The 16666-nt window shown below is 57.4% G+C and carries 18 protein-coding genes, 1 tRNA gene and 1 pseudogene; 10 read left to right on the top strand and 10 right to left on the bottom strand.

The window, feature by feature from the left end; all coding sequences use genetic code 11:
• Window positions 1-87: 87 nt before the first annotated feature.
• The 4 genes from fabG to ACIQ0G_RS05225 are packed head-to-tail and all read right to left on the bottom strand — an operon-like array spanning window position 88 to window position 3441.
• Window positions 88-825, bottom strand: a complete 738-nt coding sequence (gene fabG, locus ACIQ0G_RS05240; protein ID WP_397576992.1) for a 3-oxoacyl-[acyl-carrier-protein] reductase — start codon at window positions 823-825, stop codon at window positions 88-90.
• Window position 826: 1 nt separating this feature from the next.
• The gene (locus tag ACIQ0G_RS05235; RefSeq protein ID WP_397576991.1) at window positions 827-1630 is read right to left on the bottom strand and encodes a crotonase/enoyl-CoA hydratase family protein; all 804 of its coding nucleotides are present in this window, start codon (window positions 1628-1630) and stop codon (window positions 827-829) included.
• Window positions 1630-2568, bottom strand: a complete 939-nt coding sequence (fabD, locus tag ACIQ0G_RS05230) for an ACP S-malonyltransferase (RefSeq protein ID WP_397576990.1) — start codon at window positions 2566-2568, stop codon at window positions 1630-1632. The genes ACIQ0G_RS05235 and fabD overlap by 1 nt, the downstream gene beginning before the upstream one ends.
• A gap of 36 nt (window positions 2569-2604) precedes the next feature.
• A complete protein-coding gene (locus ACIQ0G_RS05225; protein WP_397576989.1) occupies window positions 2605-3441 on the bottom strand; it encodes an LD-carboxypeptidase in 837 nt (278 codons plus the stop codon).
• 188 nt (window positions 3442-3629) lie between these two features.
• Here ACIQ0G_RS05225 and ACIQ0G_RS05220 point away from each other — a divergent pair, with 188 nt between their 5' ends.
• From ACIQ0G_RS05220 to ACIQ0G_RS05190, 7 genes are all read left to right on the top strand, one after another.
• On the top strand, window positions 3630-5024 hold the full coding sequence (locus ACIQ0G_RS05220; protein WP_397576988.1) for a glutamate ligase domain-containing protein: 1395 nt from the start codon (window positions 3630-3632) through the stop codon (window positions 5022-5024).
• A gap of 162 nt (window positions 5025-5186) precedes the next feature.
• Entirely contained in the window at window positions 5187-5627 is a 441-nt protein-coding gene (gene rpsF / locus ACIQ0G_RS05215) for a 30S ribosomal protein S6 (RefSeq protein ID WP_333569308.1), read from the top strand.
• Window positions 5628-5630: 3 nt separating this feature from the next.
• Window positions 5631-5855 carry a 30S ribosomal protein S18 gene (gene rpsR, locus ACIQ0G_RS05210; protein ID WP_143774744.1) on the top strand — a complete coding sequence of 75 codons (225 nt, stop codon included), beginning with the start codon at window positions 5631-5633 and terminating at the stop codon, window positions 5853-5855.
• An 11-nt stretch (window positions 5856-5866) separates the two neighbouring features.
• Window positions 5867-6544, top strand: a complete 678-nt coding sequence (gene rplI / locus ACIQ0G_RS05205) for a 50S ribosomal protein L9 (protein ID WP_397576987.1) — start codon at window positions 5867-5869, stop codon at window positions 6542-6544.
• 221 nt (window positions 6545-6765) lie between these two features.
• Window positions 6766-7272 (top strand): 2'-5' RNA ligase family protein, encoded by a 507-nt coding sequence (locus ACIQ0G_RS05200; RefSeq protein ID WP_397576986.1) that lies wholly within the window; start codon window positions 6766-6768, stop codon window positions 7270-7272.
• An 87-nt stretch (window positions 7273-7359) separates the two neighbouring features.
• Window positions 7360-7436, top strand: a tRNA-Met gene (locus ACIQ0G_RS05195).
• A 74-nt stretch (window positions 7437-7510) separates the two neighbouring features.
• Window positions 7511-8212, top strand: coding sequence for a Crp/Fnr family transcriptional regulator (locus ACIQ0G_RS05190; RefSeq protein WP_397576985.1), 702 nt, complete (start codon window positions 7511-7513; stop codon window positions 8210-8212).
• Window positions 8213-8288: 76 nt separating this feature from the next.
• On the opposite strand, the gene ACIQ0G_RS05185 is transcribed toward ACIQ0G_RS05190, so the two are convergent.
• The 3 genes from ACIQ0G_RS05185 to ACIQ0G_RS05175 form a co-directional block, all read right to left on the bottom strand.
• Window positions 8289-8480 (bottom strand): zinc-finger domain-containing protein, encoded by a 192-nt coding sequence (locus tag ACIQ0G_RS05185; protein WP_324479532.1) that lies wholly within the window; start codon window positions 8478-8480, stop codon window positions 8289-8291.
• Between the two features lie 39 nt (window positions 8481-8519).
• Window positions 8520-9071: a DUF4402 domain-containing protein gene (locus ACIQ0G_RS05180; RefSeq protein ID WP_397576984.1), complete on the bottom strand. Its 552-nt coding sequence runs from the start codon at window positions 9069-9071 to the stop codon at window positions 8520-8522.
• Between the two features lie 72 nt (window positions 9072-9143).
• Window positions 9144-9635, bottom strand: a complete 492-nt coding sequence (locus ACIQ0G_RS05175) for a DUF4402 domain-containing protein (RefSeq protein WP_397576983.1) — start codon at window positions 9633-9635, stop codon at window positions 9144-9146.
• A gap of 185 nt (window positions 9636-9820) precedes the next feature.
• On the opposite strand from ACIQ0G_RS05175, the gene ACIQ0G_RS05170 reads away from it, so the two are divergent.
• The 3 genes from ACIQ0G_RS05170 to ACIQ0G_RS05160 are packed head-to-tail and all read left to right on the top strand — an operon-like array spanning window position 9821 to window position 13506.
• On the top strand, window positions 9821-10738 hold the full coding sequence (locus tag ACIQ0G_RS05170; protein WP_397576982.1) for an ABC transporter ATP-binding protein: 918 nt from the start codon (window positions 9821-9823) through the stop codon (window positions 10736-10738).
• Window positions 10739-12313: an L-aspartate oxidase gene (gene nadB, locus ACIQ0G_RS05165; RefSeq protein WP_397576981.1), complete on the top strand. Its 1575-nt coding sequence runs from the start codon at window positions 10739-10741 to the stop codon at window positions 12311-12313.
• Entirely contained in the window at window positions 12310-13506 is a 1197-nt protein-coding gene (locus ACIQ0G_RS05160; protein ID WP_397576980.1) for a dipeptidase, read from the top strand. Before nadB ends, ACIQ0G_RS05160 begins: the two co-directional genes overlap by 4 nt.
• 26 nt (window positions 13507-13532) lie before the next feature.
• On the opposite strand, the gene ACIQ0G_RS05155 is transcribed toward ACIQ0G_RS05160, so the two are convergent.
• The 3 genes and pseudogenes from ACIQ0G_RS05155 to ACIQ0G_RS05145 form a co-directional block, all read right to left on the bottom strand.
• Window positions 13533-14735, bottom strand: a complete 1203-nt coding sequence (locus tag ACIQ0G_RS05155; RefSeq protein ID WP_397576979.1) for a M20 family metallopeptidase — start codon at window positions 14733-14735, stop codon at window positions 13533-13535.
• A gap of 39 nt (window positions 14736-14774) precedes the next feature.
• Complete coding sequence (locus tag ACIQ0G_RS05150; RefSeq protein WP_397576993.1) at window positions 14775-16268, bottom strand: trypsin-like peptidase domain-containing protein; 1494 nt, start codon at window positions 16266-16268, stop codon at window positions 14775-14777.
• Between the two features lie 117 nt (window positions 16269-16385).
• Window positions 16386-16666 (bottom strand): annotated as a pseudogene (locus tag ACIQ0G_RS05145) (protease modulator HflC); the annotation flags it as partial.

Below are 16666 nucleotides of genomic sequence, written 5' to 3'. Positions count from 1 at the left end.
GCCCCTTATATTGTTGGGAGGATGAATTTCAGTAATCGCCCTAATGTCCAGATTGCCCGCTGGCAAGTGGCAAGCGACGGTTATGCTTCAAAGCATCGCCATGCCGCCATTTACATGGATTGTCTGACCCGTGACATAGCCAGCCTCTCTCGACGCGAGATAGGCCACTGCAGCGCCAATATCCGCGCCTTCGCCCATGCGTCCCATAGGAATGCGCGCATTCAGCGCTTCCTTTTGCGCATCTGGCAAAGTTTCGGTCATCGCGGTCGCAATGAAGCCCGGCGCGACGCAGTTTGCGGTGACATTGCGGCTCGCCAGTTCCTGCGCAATCGCCTTGGTCATGGCGGTGAGGCCGCCTTTTGATGCGGCATAATTGGCCTGTCCGGGGTTGCCCGTCGTGCCCACAACGCTGGTTATCGTGATGATACGGCCGAAGCGCGCTTTCATCATCGGTTTCGTCGCGGCGCGCATGAGGCGGAATGTCGCTTCAAGGTTGATGCGGATGACGTCATCCCATTCCTCATCCTTCATCCGCATGGTCAAATTGTCGCGTGTCACGCCTGCATTATTGACCAAGATGTCGATCTTGCCCAATTTTTCGAGCGCAGCGGGGACAAGCGCTTCAACGCTCTCCTTGTCGCCAAGGTTGCATGGCACCGCGACATGATCGCCGCCCAGTGATGCGCGAAACGCCTCCAGCTTTTCAACGTTGGAGCCAGAAACAGCCAGCTGCGCGCCTTGGGCCGCAAGCGCGTAGCAGATTGCGCTGCCAATGCCGCCCGATGCTCCGGTGACGAGTGCCGTCATGCCAGTAAGATCAAACATATTATTCTCCCTTAAACTCGGGTGCGCGTTTTTCGAGAAACGCGGTGATGGCTTCGTCATTGTCCGCGGTGGCATGCGCAAGGCTTTGCATCGCCGCGGACATTTCGAGGATATTTTTCAGGTCCGCCGTCTGGCCTTCGCGCAACAGCCGCTTGGTCATGCGGACGGCATGTGGCGGGTTGGCGGCGATCTTGTCCGCCACCTTGCGCGCGGCAGCCATCAGATCGGCATCATCCACGACTTCGGACACAAGGCCGATGCGCAGCGCCTCTGCCGCGTCAATGGTTTCGCCTGTCAACGCAAGCTCGGTCGCTTTGGAAAAGCCGACGATGCGCGGCAAAAGCCATGCACCGCCATCACCCGGCGTAATGCCAAGGCGCACAAAGCTCTCCGCGAATTTGGCGGAGGCTGCTGCGATACGAATGTCGCACATCGTGGTCAGGTCAAGCCCAGCGCCAATGGCGGGGCCGTTAACCGCAGCAACAACCGGAACCTCAAGCGCCTGAAACATCAGCGGCAGCCGCTGAATGCCATATTTATAGTTCCGCCGCGTTTCGGCCGGCAATCCGGCGCGCAGGCCGCCGCTGTCGGGGCGCATCTGTTTCAGATCGCCGCCCGATGAAAATACCGTTCCGGCACCCGTTAGGATGACGCAGCGCACCGACATGTCTTGGTCCGCCGCCATGAAGGCATCGCAAATCTGTTCGACGACGCCGACGTCCGATATAGGGTTGCGCTTTTCGGGCATGTTCATCGTGATGGTCAATATGCCGCCATCGCGCGACTGGAGAATTTGGTCCGTCATTATATCGCTTTCAACAAAGCTTCGATGTCATCCATGCTGATGACGCTCGAGGTGGTGATGTCTTCATGCGTGCTGCGCTTTACCATAGGTGATAACACTTTGCCGCCGAACTCGACGAAATGGGTAACGCCCGTCTCTGCCATCGCGATTGCAGACTCACGCCAGCGCACACGGCCAGTCACCTGCTGCACCAATTGCGCGGCGATGATGTCGGGCTCGGACACCGGCGCTGCCGTCACGTTCGCGAAAAGCGGGACCAGCGGCGCATGAATGGTCGTCGTGCCAAGCGCGCTTTGCATTTCATCGGCTGCTGGTTGCATCAATGGGCAGTGAAAGGGTGCAGATACCGGCAACAATATACCGCGCTTGATCCCATGGTCCTTGGCCAGCTCAATCGCGCGGTCAATCGCGCCTTTATGCCCGGAAATCACGACCTGCGACGGATCATTGTCATTTGCGACGGTGCAGGTTTCGCCCTGCGCAGCAGCCGCAGCCAGTGCTTCGGCTTTCTCAATGTCTGCCCCAAGCAACGCAGCCATCGCGCCAATGCCAACGGGAACAGCGGCCTGCATGGCACGACCGCGAAGCTTCAACAATGCCGCCGTCACGGACAATGGCAACGCGCCAGCGGCACACAGCGCGCTATATTCGCCCAAAGAATGGCCCGCGACGAAATTGCATTTCTCCGACAGGCGGACGCCGCCTTCGGTTTCGAGCACGCGCAATGTCGCAATGGCATTTGCCATAATCGCAGGCTGCGCATTTTCGGTCAGCGTAAGCTCGCTTTCGGGGCCATCACACATCAACCGGAACAGATGTTGGCCAAGCGCTTCGTCGACTTCCTGAAACACCGCGCGGGCGGTGGGGCTGGCGTCCGCGAGCGCTTTGCCCATGCCAACCGCCTGGCTGCCTTGTCCTGGAAATATAAATGCGCGCATATTCGCTCCCGTCAGTCCGTGTTTGTGCCAAATCGCCTATGGCGCGGCGCTGGATGTTGCAAGCCCGAACGGCACGATGCGGTTATCGGCGTCATGGCCGATGTCCGCGCGGCCAAGATAGGCTATGCCCGTCTTGGCGCACCAGCGCCGGGCAATGTCTTCTGCGCCTTCACCAAATTGCCGGTCATTTTCGGGCACATCGCTGACACGGCCAAGCCGCAATCCCGCGAGGCCAGCGGATTGCAAATGGGTGCTGACATTGAAGAAGGCCCGGTCAAATCCGTACAGATATTCGCTGACTTCCTCGACCATCAACACATGCCTATTCAGATCGGGCATCAACGGCGTTCCGGCCATCATGGCCAGCGTCATCAGGTTGAACGCAGCATGTTTTTCCCCGGCCTGCACATGCGGCTCAAGCGCGTGCGGCGATTGGTGGACGATCCAGTCAAGCGCGCGGGTCACGGCCGCTTCGCCGCCTGCGCGTCGTATGTCCGCAGGCATGGGGCCATGGCACACACGGCCAATGCCCGCGCGATATAAAGCGCCGAGCAAATTGCCGGCATCGCTATAGCCCATATACATCTTGTCAGCCGCGGCGGGCTTTAGAACTGCGACAGCGTCTTCGGCGATCCGGCATGCGCCATATCCGCCACGGACAAACCAGACCGCATCAAAGCTGGGGTCATTGGCAAGTTCCACAAAAGCGTCGCGCCGTTCGTCATCCGAACCCGCGAAATGCCCCGCCTCGGCAAAGCATTGATCGTGAAAGTAAAGCTCCGCGCTTGGATGTGACGTTGCAGCGAGCGCCGAAACGCGTGCAGCGTCTTCACGCGTAAAGGGGGTCGATGGTGCGCATATCCCGATTTTCATGAAAAGCCTTCCATCCCCACACCGTAGCCCTGAGCCGTCAGCGCGCAAGCGCTGGCGAAAAGTCGAAGGGTGTCTCTCCGCTGACATCCGCCCTTTGACGGACGCAGCCGCGATGCGACTGCTGCTCAGGACGGCGGTTACCTTCGCTTACCATTGCCAAAACTCTTCCTACCCAATAACCGACGCTTATGCACAAAAACAAATCCTATTTCTTCTGTGGCATTGGCGGTTCGGGCATGTTGCCCTTGGCGAATATCGTTCGCGATGCAGGCGCAACCGTCGCCGGGTCGGACCGCGCGCTGGATCAGGGCCGCTTGGGCGCCAAGTTTGAATGGCTTCAAAGCCTTGGCATCAACCTGTTTGCCCAAGACGGCAGCGGCCTCATCAGCGGCGACCAAATCCTGATTGCGTCTGCTGCTATCGAAGACAGCGTGCCTGATGTTGCCAAAGCGAATGCCTTGGGCTGCGCCCGCATGACGCGCGCTGAGCTGCTCGCGGATTTGTTCAATAATGCGCCGCGCAGCGTTGCCGTTGGCGGGACCAGCGGAAAGTCGACCGTCACGGGCATGATCGGCTGGATATTGACCGATGCAGAGCTGGACCCAACCATCATGAACGGCGCGGTGATGAAGAATTTCGTCGCCGATGACGCACCTTTTGCGAGTGCGCGCGTGGGGCAGGGGGATGTTTTTGTTTCGGAGGTCGACGAAAGCGATGGCTCTATCGCCTTGTTCACCCCCGAAGTCGCGGTGCTTAACAATGTCAGCCTCGACCATAAAAGCCTTGAAGAATTGCGTCAGCTGTTCGGTGACTTTGCCAAAAAAGCAAAGACAAGCGTTTGGAACGCCGATGATGCGGAGACTGTGGCGCTCGTGGAACCCTTGGCGCTGGCCGGGGCCATCAGCTTCGGCTTTTCAGCGCAGGCTGATTTCCGCGCGACCGATATCGTTGATGTGCCGCTGGGAAGCCGTTTCACGCTGCACGCAATGGGCGATACCCATGACGTCGCGCTCATCGTCCCCGGTCGCCACAATATCGCCAACGCACTGGCCGCCATCGCCGCCGCGACCGCGCTCGGCGTGACTGTTGCGCAGGCTGTTCGGGCGATAGAGCGTTTCAACGGCCTCGCCCGCCGCTTCGACATTGTCGGGACCGCCAACGACATCACCGTCATCGACGATTTCGGCCACAACCCCGACAAGATCGCCGCAACGCTTGCAACACTCAAAGCCTTCCCGGGCCGGATCATCGCCTTCTTCCAACCGCATGGCTATGGACCAATTCGCGTGATGGGCGCTGAATTGGCGGGCGTTTTTGCCGACATGCTTGGCGAGGACGACCACCTCATCCTGTGCGATCCTGTCTATTTTGGTGGCACGGTAGACAAAAGCATCGGCAGCCAAAGCATCACTGACGCTGTCACTGCAGCCGGCCAAAACGCCGAATATATCCCGTCGCGCGAAGATTGCGGCAACCGCATGGTCGATCTTGCGCAAACCGGCGACCGTATCGTCATCATGGGCGCGCGGGATGATACGTTGAGCGCGTTTGCGGCAGATATTTTGGCACGGCTTGGCGCCTAGCAATATCTCGACCTCGCGCCATTCCGGCGAATCGCTTGCATTCTGCGCAAATCCCACCTAAGCGCGCCACTTCGCTTGGGGTAACCCTTGCGGAATCGAAGAAGGCCGGAGGGGCGTATGCATGGTGCTGCGTCAGCGATCGGTAGGAACAAGGAAACGCCCATGCCAATGTACGAGCATGTATTTTTGGCGCGTCAGGACCTTTCACAGGCCCAGGTTGATGCGCTGGCAGAAGTTGCCACCAAGATTGTGGAAGACAATAAAGGTAAGGTCGTAAAGACCGAAACCTGGGGTCTTCGCACACTGACTTACAAAATTCAGAAAAACCGCAAAGCGCATTTCGTAATGCTCGACATCGAAGCCAATGGCGACACCATCGCCGAGCTCGAGCGTCAGACACGTATGAACGAAGACATCATTCGTTACATGACTGTCCGCGTTGACGAACATGAAAAAGGCCCATCGGTCATGATGCGCAAGAGCGACCGTCCAGAGCGCAGCGAGCGCGGTGGATTCGGTGGCGGCGACCGTGATCGCGGTGCCCCACGTCCAGATCGTGGCGACCGTCCCGATCGCGCACCCCGTGCAGAGCAGGAGGCTTAAATTATGGCACGTCCGTTTTTCCGTCGCCGCAAGTCCTGCCCATTCCAGGGTAAAGATGCGCCGAAAATTGATTATAAAGATGTACGCCTGCTTCAGGGTTACATTTCAGAGCGTGGCAAGATTGTCCCATCACGCATCACCGCCGTTTCGGCAAAGAAGCAGCGTGAGCTGGGCCAAGCTATCAAGCGCGCCCGTCACATCGGCCTTCTGCCGTACATCGTGAAGTAAGGAGCCGAAACATGGATATCATACTTCTCGAACGCGTTGAAAAGCTTGGTGCAATCGGTGACGTTGTCACTGTGAAGGACGGCTATGCCCGTAACTTCCTGCTGCCAAACAAAAAAGCGCTCCGTGCAAACGACGCAAACCGCAAGGTTTTCGAAGCCAACCGCGCGAAAATTGAAAGCGACAACGCAACCCGTCGTGACGAAGCGCAAAAGGCTTCTGGCGGCGTCGAAGGCAAGCAGATCGTTCTGATCCGTGCGGCTTCGCAAACTGGCCAGCTTTATGGTTCGGTTTCGGTTAAGGATATCGTTGACGGTCTGGCCGCCCAGGACGCCAAGGTTACCAAGTCGATGATCGTTCTCGAACGCCCCATCAAAACGCTCGGCGTATTTGACGTTAAGGTTGTTCTGCACCCCGAAGTTTCGGTTACTGTTCAGGTCAATGTGGCCCGTTCGGATGACGAAGCCGAGCTGCAGAAGGACGGCGTCAACGTTCTCGACCAAATGTTCGAAGCAGAACAGGCCGAGATCGCTGCTGAAGCCATTGAAGCGCAGGTTGAAGCCGAAGTTGCTGCCGACGCTGCCGATGCAGCTGAAGCCGCTGCAAACGCAAAGCGCCGCGAAGAGCAAGCCGCTGCCAAGGCTGCTGCTGAAGCTGCCGGTGGTTTGTCGGCCGAGGCTGACGAAGCGTAAGCTTTCGCGACAAGAAAAACAAAAAGCCGCCCCGTCGCAAGACCGGGCGGCTTTTTTGTGTCTGGCTTTGCAATGCCTATCCAGTGTCATTCCCGCGTATGCGGGAATCCATGGTCTATTCGCTCCTCTTGAACCGACAAGTTAGGCCACGGATCCCCAATCAAGTTGGGGATGACAAGTGCGTGGTAGCGGTAATGTGCCCGCGCCGTTAAAGCCAGTCCATGACCGCACCCATCATCATCACCGCCGAAATGGGCAAAGCGGATCATGCGTGGGCCAATGGCCTGCGGCGCGCGCATTATCCTGCTGGCCGCAACATGGTCGATGCGCACATTACGCTGTTCCACCATTTGCCCCCGAGCCATATTGCCGAGGTAAAAGCCCGCTTGGCGGCTCTTGCGGCTGAATGCCCTGCGCCGAAGGCCCGTTTAAGCGACCTTATGCAGATGGGCGGCGGCGTTGCCTATCGCGTTGAAAGCCCTGAACTCCTCTCGATTCGCGACGCGCTGGCCGAAGCGTTTCGCGGCTTGCTGATTCCGCAGGACCAAGCGCGTCCGCGGCTGCACATCACCGTCCAGAACAAGGTCGAACCCGCTATTGCAAAAGCGCTTTACGCTGGGCTTTCCAGCAATTTTCAGCCCCGATCCCTGTCGATTTATGGCCTCGCTGCCTATTATTATCGCGGCGGCCCGTGGGAACATATTGGCAGATGGGCATTTCGGGACTGAATAACGTTCCGCAGCCCTTGACCCATGCAACCCCCACGCTTATAGCGCCGCGTGCTTCCCCGCAAACGCCGGGATTCACGCTTGGATGGCGAAGTAGCTCAGCTGGTTAGAGCGGTGGAATCATAATCCATAGGTCGGGGGTTCAAGTCCCTCCTTCGCTACCATCCTCCCACATATATGATTGGCCAGACGGTATCATGACCTTGCTCGTCGCCTAGGCCACGGCTAAGCTTGGATTATGAAGGACTGCTCCCAATGCGTTGTACGTAACCGTGCAATTTGCGCCGGCCTCGAACCCGATGAACTTGATGCGTTGGGGCAGCTTGGCCGCAAGCAGCGCGTGACAAGGGGACAGACGGTTGTTTGGGAAGGCGATGATTCGGTTGTCGTCGCCAACGTCATTGAAGGCGTCCTTAAAGTCTCCATGAGCATTTCGGATGGCCGCGAGCAAATTGTCGGCCTTGTCTTCGCCTCTGATTTTATCGGCCGGCCCTTTGGTCAGCAAAACCCCTATAGCGTCACTGCGCTCACAGATGCAGAATTATGCATATTTTCCCGATCCACTTTTGACAGCTTCGCACGGCAGCATCCGGAGCTGGAGCATAAGCTGCTGCGGCGGACGTTGACTGAACTTGATCGCGCCCATGAATGGATGTTGCTGTTGGGGAAGAAGACCGCGACGGAACGCATTGCGACTTTGCTGCTGGAAATGTCTGCGCGCCTTGGTGAGACTGGCTGTTCGGCGGACAAAAGCGCCTTAGATAGGTTTGAATTGCCCCTTGATCGCCAACAGATGGGTGATGTTCTTGGTTTAACCATTGAAACGGTCAGCCGGCAATTATCGCTGTTGAAAGCCGATGGTATCATCAACCTGCCAGACCGCCGGACGGTGGCCATTCAAGACCGTGCACGGCTTCAGGACCTATCCGCCGCCGCATGAGGCGGTCTTTATAATCCGTAAGGCCGGCGCATATGGTGCAAGGGCCAGCGCAGGACTATGGGTTTAACCGGAGGCTTTAGTCTTTGCCGTTATCCGCAGGGCCGCCGACAAGCACAAAATGCCGGTCGCAATAGCCGCAATCGACATAGCCTTTTTCATCAATCTGAAGCCAGACGCGGGGATGCCCCAATGCGGCAGGGATATCGCCGCTGCCGTCGCAAGCAACGCGCGGTTCACGGACTCGGATCGTTTCAGGATTGTTGTTCATGCGCGGCGCGTAGCAAAACCGCTGCGGGGCTGCAACGGGTCAGAAATAATTGAGCGTGATCGACCAGTTTCCCGAATACACACCGGGTGCTTGGTTTGCGGCAACATCAAGCGTGGCACCGATCGGAAATGAAAAAACACCGTTGAACGCTGCAATCCGAAAACTTAGCGGCGTAGTTGTCAGAACAGCCGTCGGCGTACTGCCGATGACAAAATCGCGGACCCGCATAGGGGCGCCCGGACCATTCAGCGAAATGCTGTTTGCGCCCATTGAGATTTCGACGCGTTGCAGGAATGTTCCTTGGCCGGCAAAGGATGCCGCCTTGTGTCCGCCACCATTGACTAAGGTGACACCGCCTGTTTGTGTGCGTGTTCCTGTTGGTGTGATGGTGACCGTGCCGGCGGTTGTCCCCCGAACGATCGTTCCAAAATCGAGATTGTCATCGATGACGAAGGACAAGGGACGGACAATGGTTATTTCACCGCCGCCAGGCGTCGTTCCCGCATGAGCAGGTTGCGCCGCCATAATTGCAAAAGCAGCGAGCAGTGATGCCGTTGCTGTGCGTTGAAAGAATCGGTTGGTCCTGCCCATGCTCAAGCCATTAGCCCGAAAAAGTAAAAATATTCTGTAGAACCGCGAAACAATTCCGATGCCTGCATCGATTTATTGGTAATCCAACGTCGCAGTAAATGACCCAGAATATGTACCCGCAGGCTGATTGGCGCCGACATGTAAGCGTGCAGCCACTGCAAATTGGAATATGCCGTCAGCCCGGACGACGCGGTAGTCGGGAGAATTTCCAATTTGCGCCAACGAAGCCTCTGGCCCGATCGCAAAAATGTCGACTATCATTGCTGGACCTGGGCCAATCAAGCTGATCACCGTCGGCGAAATGCGAATACGCACGCGCTGGTCTTGCGCAGCTAGGCCGGCAAATTGCGCCGCTTGATAATCGTTGCCAACGGGAACGATACCATTGGTGGTCGTTCGCTTATTCTTCTCAGATATTGAAACCGTTCCCGCAACATGTGCAGGGATAATTCGGCCAAAATTGAGATCCTCATTGTTAATGAACGTCAATGGCGCGACGATGATAATCTGCGCATCGCCGTTGGCAGGTGCGGCCCATGTTGGCGAAGGCACAGCCACAAACATGGCAACTGCCCCAAAAACACAGAAAAAATATATGTGCTTCGTGCCTGACATGTCACAGATATACACAATAATGGGTAATTTAAACCTTCAGGATGTGGTTAATCATTAGCATTATTATATGTGCTTCGCTTTACCTCTCATTTCCCGTGATTGCTTAGCAGGGCTGCGTTCGCTATCGCATGCTCATGTCTGAACAAGCTATCTCGATCAAAAATCTCTCCAAAAAATATGCCGGCGGCAAACAGGCGCTGAGCGATGTCAGTTTTGACGTCGCGCAGGGGTCTATTTTCGGCCTTTTGGGGCCCAATGGTGCGGGCAAATCCACGCTGATCAACATATTGGCCGGTATGGTGATGAAAAGCTCCGGCTCCGCATCGATTTGGGGTTTTGATATCGATGAAAACCCACGCAATGCCAAGGCATCAATCGGTATTGTCCCGCAGGAAATCATGTTCGATCCCTTCTTCACGCCCAAGGAAGCGCTTGAACTGCAGGCGGGCCTATATGGCGTGCCCAAGTCCAAGCGGCGGACGATGGAGCTGCTCAAGGCTGTCCGGTTAGAGGACAAGGCGGATGCCTATGCCCGCACATTGTCGGGCGGTATGAAAAGACGGTTGCTGGTGGCCAAAGCCATGGTTCATGCACCGCCTGTTATCGTTCTCGACGAGCCCACGGCTGGTGTCGATATCGAGCTGCGCCAACAATTGTGGGATTATGTGCTTGAACTGAACAAGCAGGGCGTGACCGTCGTCCTAACAACCCATTATCTTGAAGAAGCCGAACAATTATGTGACCGCATCGCCATCATCAACCATGGGCAGCTGATCGCCAACAAGCCAACGCGCGATCTGGTCGGCATGGCCCGGGAAAAGGCCGTTGTTCTGACGCTGGATCGCGATGTTACCGTTGCGCCAACGCACGACGCATTTGAAAAATCCGAATTGGTGAATGAGCGCACAATCGAGATTACCTATAACAAGGATCGCATGAACGCGGGCGAAGTGTTGACGACCATTCAGGGGCTCGGCCTTGGGATATTGGACGTGACAACCAAGGAAGCGGACCTTGAAGACGTTTTCCTACGTCTGACAAGCAGTGCATAAATGGACGTCGATGTCCTCATTATCGGATCGGGTGCGGCGGGGTTAACCGCTGCGCTGCAGCTCGCAACACGCCGAAAGGTCGCCGTCTTGGCAAAGGGCGCGATATCCGATGGCGCGACAGCCTGGGCGCAGGGGGGCATCGCCGCAGTGCTTGAGCCCGGCGACAATTTTGCAAACCATATCGAAGATACAATGGTCGCGGGTGCCGGGCTGAATAACCGTGCGACAGTCGAATTTGTTGTCGAAAATGCGCCTGTTGCCATTGAGCGGCTGGCGAAGCTGGGCGTGCCATTTAATCTTGAGGGCAATGACTGGCACCTGACGCGTGAGGGCGGGCACAGCCACCGCCGCATCGTCCATGTGGATGACGCCACCGGATGGGCGGTGCAGCAGGCATTGGAAGCCGCGGCGAGAGCGCATCCCAACATCGTGCTGGTGCCCGATATGGTCGCCGTTGATTTGATATCGGGCCGCCATCAGGAACGGTTTTCAACCTCAGGCCGCGTACATGGCGTGTACGCGCTCAACCGCAAGACGGGGCAGGTGGAAGCGTTCACCGCGCGCGCCACGATCTTGGCCAGTGGTGGCGCCGGACGCACTTATCTCTACTCCACTGCGCCACGCGGGGCGACGGGCGATGGCATTGCGATGGCGTGGCGCGCTGGCTGCCGCGTGTCGAATATGGAATTCATGCAATTCCACCCGACCTGCCTGTATAATCTTGAGGTCAAAAACTTCCTGATTACCGAGGCGGTGCGCGGCGAAGGTGGCATATTGAAAAATCCCAAAACCGGGCATCGTTACATGCCCGATTATGACGAACGCGCAGAGCTTGCGCCGCGCGATATCGTTGCCCGCGCCAATGATGCGGAGATTAAGCGCGACGGGTTGGAATATGTCCATTTGGACATCAGCCACAAGCCTGCGGATTTTGTGAAGGGGCATTTCCCGAACATTTATGAAAAGCTAATGGGGCTTGGCATCGACATCACGCGCGAGCCCATTCCCGTGGTGCCAGCGCAGCATTATACCTGCGGCGGTGTTCTGGTTGACCTTGATGGCCGAACCGATGCGCCGGGGCTATACGCCGCTGGCGAAGTGACGCAAAGCGGGCTTCATGGTGCCAACCGCCTTGCGTCCAATTCGCTGCTGGAATGCTTCGTCTTTGGTGACGCCTGTGCGCGCCATATTGATGCCCATTGGGACAGCCTGCCACCACCGCCGCCCATCCGCGCGTGGGACGAAAGCCGCGTGACGGACAGCGACGAAGAAGTTGTCATTGCGCAATGCTGGCGCGAAATACGGCAGTTCATGTGGAACTTTGTAGGCATCGTCCGCACAACAAAGCGGCTGGAGCGCGCGCAGCACCGTATCGATTTGTTGCGCAGCGAAGTTGCCGATTATTACAGCCATTTTCGCGTAACGCCTGACCTGATTGAACTGCGCAACCTGGTTGAGGTCGCGGCGCTTATCATTCAGTCCGCTTTGTCACGGCATGAAAGCCGGGGGCTGCATTTCACGCTCGATTATCCCGAAACGCTAAAGGAGGCGGTTGATACCGTGTTGGTCCCATGAAAAAACTACTCCCGCTTTTTGCCTTGGCCGCGCTCTCGCCGGCATATGCCGCAACCCCTGAAGAAACCGCGCGTGAGGTGCTGGCAAAGTCCCCCATCATCGACGGACATAATGATACGCCGCACCAGATTGCGGAAGTGTTCGACCGGGATTTCTCGAAATTCAATCTCTCGGCGCTGCCTGCCGATGTTCTTGCCAAAACGCACACCGATATCCGCACCGCGCGCGCGGGTTTCCTCGGCGGTCAATTTTGGTCGGTATATGTCGATGCCGCGCTGCCAAAGCATGAGGCGGTGACACGCACCATCGCGCAGATTGACGTCGTTCGGCAGATGATCGCGCGCTATCCAGAGAGCTTTGCCTATGCATCGACGGCCGCTGAGGTGGAGCGCGCGATGAAGGCAGGCAAGATCGCGTCGATGATTGGCATGGAAGGCGGGCATTCCATTGGGAACTCGCTTGAGATCCTGCGGCAAACTTATGCGCTTGGCGCACGCTACATGACCATCACGCACAGCCTGACGACCGATTGGGCCGACAGCGCGACCGATGCGCCAAAGCATGATGGGCTGTCGCCATTTGGTTTTGACGTGCTGGCGGAAATGAACCGGCTGGGGATGATTGCGGACATCAGCCATGTGTCAGAGGCAACGATGCATGACGTGTTGGATAAAACCACCGCGCCCGTGCTGTTCACGCACAGCAATGCCCGCGCCATCACACCGCATCCGCGTAACGTGCCCGATTCTGTGTTGAAACGTTTGCCGCAAAATGGCGGCGTGGTCATGGTCACATTCGTCCCCGGTTTCACCTCGCCCGAACGCCGCCAATGGGAGTTTGAACGGTCGGCTGTAGCGGGTCGTGCGAAAACGGAATTTTCCGGCAACCCTGTTGGCGAGAAAGCTGCCGTAGACGCATGGATTGCCGCAAACCCACAGCCCAAAGCAACATTGGCGCAGGTCGCTGACCATATCGACCACATCCGCAAAGTTGCCGGCATTGACCATATCGGCATTGGTGGCGACTTTGGCGGCGTCGATGAACTGCCTGTGGGATTGGAAAACGTATCGACCTATCCCGCTTTGTTCGCGGAACTGGTACGTCGTGGCTATTCGAAGAGCGATCTCGCCAAAATCGCCCAAGGCAACGCCCTACGCGTCATGCGCGGGGTCGAGAAAGCGGCGGGGAAATAGCTGTCGCGGCTTTGCGTGATAAAAAGTTACGCAAAGCCCTCGGACAAATATCGCTCGGCTATTGCCGCGTGGAGGGCGGCTCCGCGGGCCATGACGCTGTCGTCTAGGACCATGCGGTTGGAGTGCAGGCCGCAGCAGGATCGCCAATCGTCACCCTCATGTGACGCGCCCAAGAAGAACATTGCGCCGGGTACTTTTTCAAGGACATAGGCGAAGTCTTCCGCGCCCATGATCGGCGTGTCGAGCGTCAGCCAGCTTTCTGCGCCGAACATATCTTCAACCACTGTTTTACCGAATTGAACCGCACGGTCGTCGCAGACGGTAACAGGGAAGCCTTGTTCGATGTGGACTTCCGCGCTGCAACCATGGGCAGCGGCGATTCCGGGGGCGAGGCGATGCAGCTCCTCGGCCACGCGCGCGCGTGATTGCGGCGACAGGGTCCGGATAGTGCCTAAAAGATGTGCGGTTTCCGGAATGATGTTGTTGGTCGTGCCTGCTGCGATTTTGGCAATGGTGATGACCGCCGGGTTAAATACGGAAATCTTGCGCGTGACCATCGTCTGGATGGCCGATACGATTTCGCAGGCAACGGGAATGGGATCGACGGCGTCATGCGGCATCGATGCGTGTCCGCCCGCGCCCTTGACGGTAATATTCAGGACGTCAGACGACGCCAATAATGGTCCGCTTCGGCCGCTAAACACACCGCGCGGGGCGTTGGGCATGATGTGCAAGGCAAAGGCCGCATCGGGCAGCGGATCAATCAAGCCGTCGTCGAGCATATAGCGCGCGCCATGATGGCCTTCCTCGCCGGGCTGGAACATGAATTGCACCGTTCCGGCCAGCTGGTCGCGTTTGGCACATAGCATCTTGGCCGCACCCACAAGCATCGCCACATGGGTATCATGCCCGCACGCATGCATCGCGCCTTCGGTCAGCGAGCTATATTCAAGGCCGGTATCTTCATGGAGCGGCAACGCGTCCATATCGCCACGCAGGAGCACCGTACGGCCATTGGCAGGGCCTTTCAGTGTCGCGATGAGCCCCGTCGTCGATGGCCCTTCACGCAGCTCCAGCGGCAGGCCAGCAAGCGCGGCCTTGATTTTGGCCAATGTCTTGGGGTTTTGCAGGCCAAGCTCAGGCTCGGCATGGATGGCGCGGCGCAGCGCGATAAGGTCGGGAAGTATGTCTTCGGCGTCGTCGCGCCAGTCAGTGCTTATTAAGTCCATAGCTTAACTAGCACCACCCTGGCGCGCCCGACAACAGCCTTATTTTTCCAAACGTACGGCAACATATTGCGTCGGCGCGCCACGTCGTTTTACGCCCAGTAGGATCGCGCCGCGGCCAGCCGCCTGCACTTCCTTGAGAGCGGCCACGAGACCGGCTGCTGTCGTAACTGGCTTGTAGTTTGCCGATACGATGACATCACCACGACGCAGACCAACCTGCGCACCCGTGCCGGTGCCCGGAACGTCAATAACCACTCCCTTTGTATCAGTGGTCAGGCCAAGCGCGCGGGCAATTTCGGCATCAAGCGGAATAACGCTGATGCCCAAAGCATCACGCACAACCTTTGAATCGGGCGTGTCGGTTTGCTTGTCGAAATCCTTGTTTTCTTCAGGGTTGAAACTTTGCGCCAACTTCTCTTCTGGAGGACGTGCGCCCACGGTTGCGGTCAGCTTCATTGGCTTGCCTTCACGTAAGATATCCAGCGGAATGCGTGTGCCAGGCTTGATATTGGCGACGATGAACGACAGCGTGGTTTCAGGCGAAACATCGCGATCATTGACACGCAGAACGATGTCGCCTTCTTTCAGGCCAGCCTTATCGGCGGCTTCGCCAGCAACAACGCGCGCGACAAATTCGCCGCGGTTCTTTTCCAGACCAAGCGCGTCGACGGTGACCTCATCCACGGGCCGGATGCTGATCCCCAAATAGCCACGTTCCGGACGGACGCCCTTTTTCAGGGATTCGACAACCGGAATGGCTTCTTCTGCGGGAATGGCAAATCCGACGCCGATATTCGCGCCAACTGGTGAAATCAGGCGGTTGTTGATGCCAACGACTTCGCCCCTGAGGTTGAATAAAGGACCACCCGAGTTACCGGGATTGATGGCGGTGTCGGTTTGAATGAAGCGGTCATACGCGCCACCGGCGCCGATGTTGCGCTGAAGCGCGGAGATAATGCCTGCGGTCACGGTGTTGCCAAGGCCAAGCGGGTTACCGATTGCAATGACCCAGTCGCCCACACGGCTTTTCCTGGAATCGGCCATTTTGACGAACGGCAAATCGGTCGCACGGATTTTGAGCAGTGCGATGTCTGATTGTGGATCACGGCCGACGATTTCGGCATCATATTCTTTGCCATCAAACAAGGTGACGGTCACGCGGTCAACCGCATCGCCCGATGGACCACCCGCGACGACATGGTTGTTGGTCACAATGTAGCCATCGCTCGAGATCAAAAAGCCTGAGCCGCCGCTTGCTTGATCCTGTGTCACTGGGCGGCGTTCGCCGGTTAGCGGGTTAAAGCTGGTTGCGACTTGCACCTTTTGACGCGTGGCGATGTTGACCACCGCTGGCTGCAACTGTGCGGCCAAGTCGGCAAAGCTCGACGGTGCGCCGCCGGGCGCGAGATTAACTTGTTCCGAAACAGCAAGGCCGGTTTGCGCGGTCACGGGATTGTCGTTGACCAAAGCTACGGCGGCACCTGTCATTAAAAGCGCGGTGGTAACTGCATAAGCGTAACGCACGGATATCATTCCTCTCATATACTCATGTGGGCAGCAGGCCCGGAAATCAGCCATTCGATGGCGAATTAAAGCTTAACGCCAATTGAATGGATGCCATCCAATTGGCCAAAGTCCTCCGTCGTTCGATTAACGTCCGGTACGGAATTTCTCAAGATACGCGTTCTGCGGTGACAAGATGATGTTGCTTGATCCTTCACCATTCTGGAAAGTCTGGCGATAGCTCTGCATGGCGCGGTAGAAGTCGTAGAAACCCGGATCCTTGCCATAGCTTATGGCGTAGATCCGTGCGGCTTCGGCCTCTGCATCCGCGCGGATAATCTGCGCTTCTTTCTGGCCTTCGGCATCAATGGCAATCGCTTCCTGATTCCGCGCGCTGCGCATCCGGTTATAGGCCGACTGCAGCGTTG

Source organism: Sphingorhabdus sp. (assembly GCF_044354325.1).
Classification (GTDB): domain Bacteria; phylum Pseudomonadota; class Alphaproteobacteria; order Sphingomonadales; family Sphingomonadaceae; genus Sphingorhabdus_B.
This window is presented reverse-complemented; position numbering and strand designations above follow the sequence as displayed.

What these genes read in the sequence shown, in the direction of transcription:
- ACIQ0G_RS05220 (WP_397576988.1), top strand. Translation starts at nt 3,630, where the DNA reads ATGCACAAAAACAAATCCTATTTCTTCTGTGGCATTGGCGGTTCGGGC.
- ACIQ0G_RS05225 (WP_397576989.1), bottom strand. Translation starts at nt 3,441, where the DNA reads ATGAAAATCGGGATATGCGCACCATCGACCCCCTTTACGCGTGAAGAC.
- ACIQ0G_RS05185 (WP_324479532.1), bottom strand. Translation starts at nt 8,480, where the DNA reads ATGAACAACAATCCTGAAACGATCCGAGTCCGTGAACCGCGCGTTGCT.
- nadB (WP_397576981.1), top strand. Translation starts at nt 10,739, where the DNA reads ATGGACGTCGATGTCCTCATTATCGGATCGGGTGCGGCGGGGTTAACC.
- ACIQ0G_RS05150 (WP_397576993.1), bottom strand. Translation starts at nt 16,268, where the DNA reads ATGATATCCGTGCGTTACGCTTATGCAGTTACCACCGCGCTTTTAATG.
- ACIQ0G_RS05200 (WP_397576986.1), top strand. Translation starts at nt 6,766, where the DNA reads ATGACCGCACCCATCATCATCACCGCCGAAATGGGCAAAGCGGATCAT.
- rplI (WP_397576987.1), top strand. Translation starts at nt 5,867, where the DNA reads ATGGATATCATACTTCTCGAACGCGTTGAAAAGCTTGGTGCAATCGGT.
- ACIQ0G_RS05160 (WP_397576980.1), top strand. Translation starts at nt 12,310, where the DNA reads ATGAAAAAACTACTCCCGCTTTTTGCCTTGGCCGCGCTCTCGCCGGCA.
- fabG (WP_397576992.1), bottom strand. Translation starts at nt 825, where the DNA reads ATGTTTGATCTTACTGGCATGACGGCACTCGTCACCGGAGCATCGGGC.
- ACIQ0G_RS05170 (WP_397576982.1), top strand. Translation starts at nt 9,821, where the DNA reads ATGTCTGAACAAGCTATCTCGATCAAAAATCTCTCCAAAAAATATGCC.
- ACIQ0G_RS05175 (WP_397576983.1), bottom strand. Translation starts at nt 9,635, where the DNA reads ATGTTTGTGGCTGTGCCTTCGCCAACATGGGCCGCACCTGCCAACGGC.
- rpsR (WP_143774744.1), top strand. Translation starts at nt 5,631, where the DNA reads ATGGCACGTCCGTTTTTCCGTCGCCGCAAGTCCTGCCCATTCCAGGGT.
- fabD (WP_397576990.1), bottom strand. Translation starts at nt 2,568, where the DNA reads ATGCGCGCATTTATATTTCCAGGACAAGGCAGCCAGGCGGTTGGCATG.
- ACIQ0G_RS05155 (WP_397576979.1), bottom strand. Translation starts at nt 14,735, where the DNA reads ATGGACTTAATAAGCACTGACTGGCGCGACGACGCCGAAGACATACTT.
- rpsF (WP_333569308.1), top strand. Translation starts at nt 5,187, where the DNA reads ATGCCAATGTACGAGCATGTATTTTTGGCGCGTCAGGACCTTTCACAG.
- ACIQ0G_RS05190 (WP_397576985.1), top strand. Translation starts at nt 7,511, where the DNA reads ATGAAGGACTGCTCCCAATGCGTTGTACGTAACCGTGCAATTTGCGCC.
- ACIQ0G_RS05180 (WP_397576984.1), bottom strand. Translation starts at nt 9,071, where the DNA reads ATGGGCAGGACCAACCGATTCTTTCAACGCACAGCAACGGCATCACTG.
- ACIQ0G_RS05235 (WP_397576991.1), bottom strand. Translation starts at nt 1,630, where the DNA reads ATGACGGACCAAATTCTCCAGTCGCGCGATGGCGGCATATTGACCATC.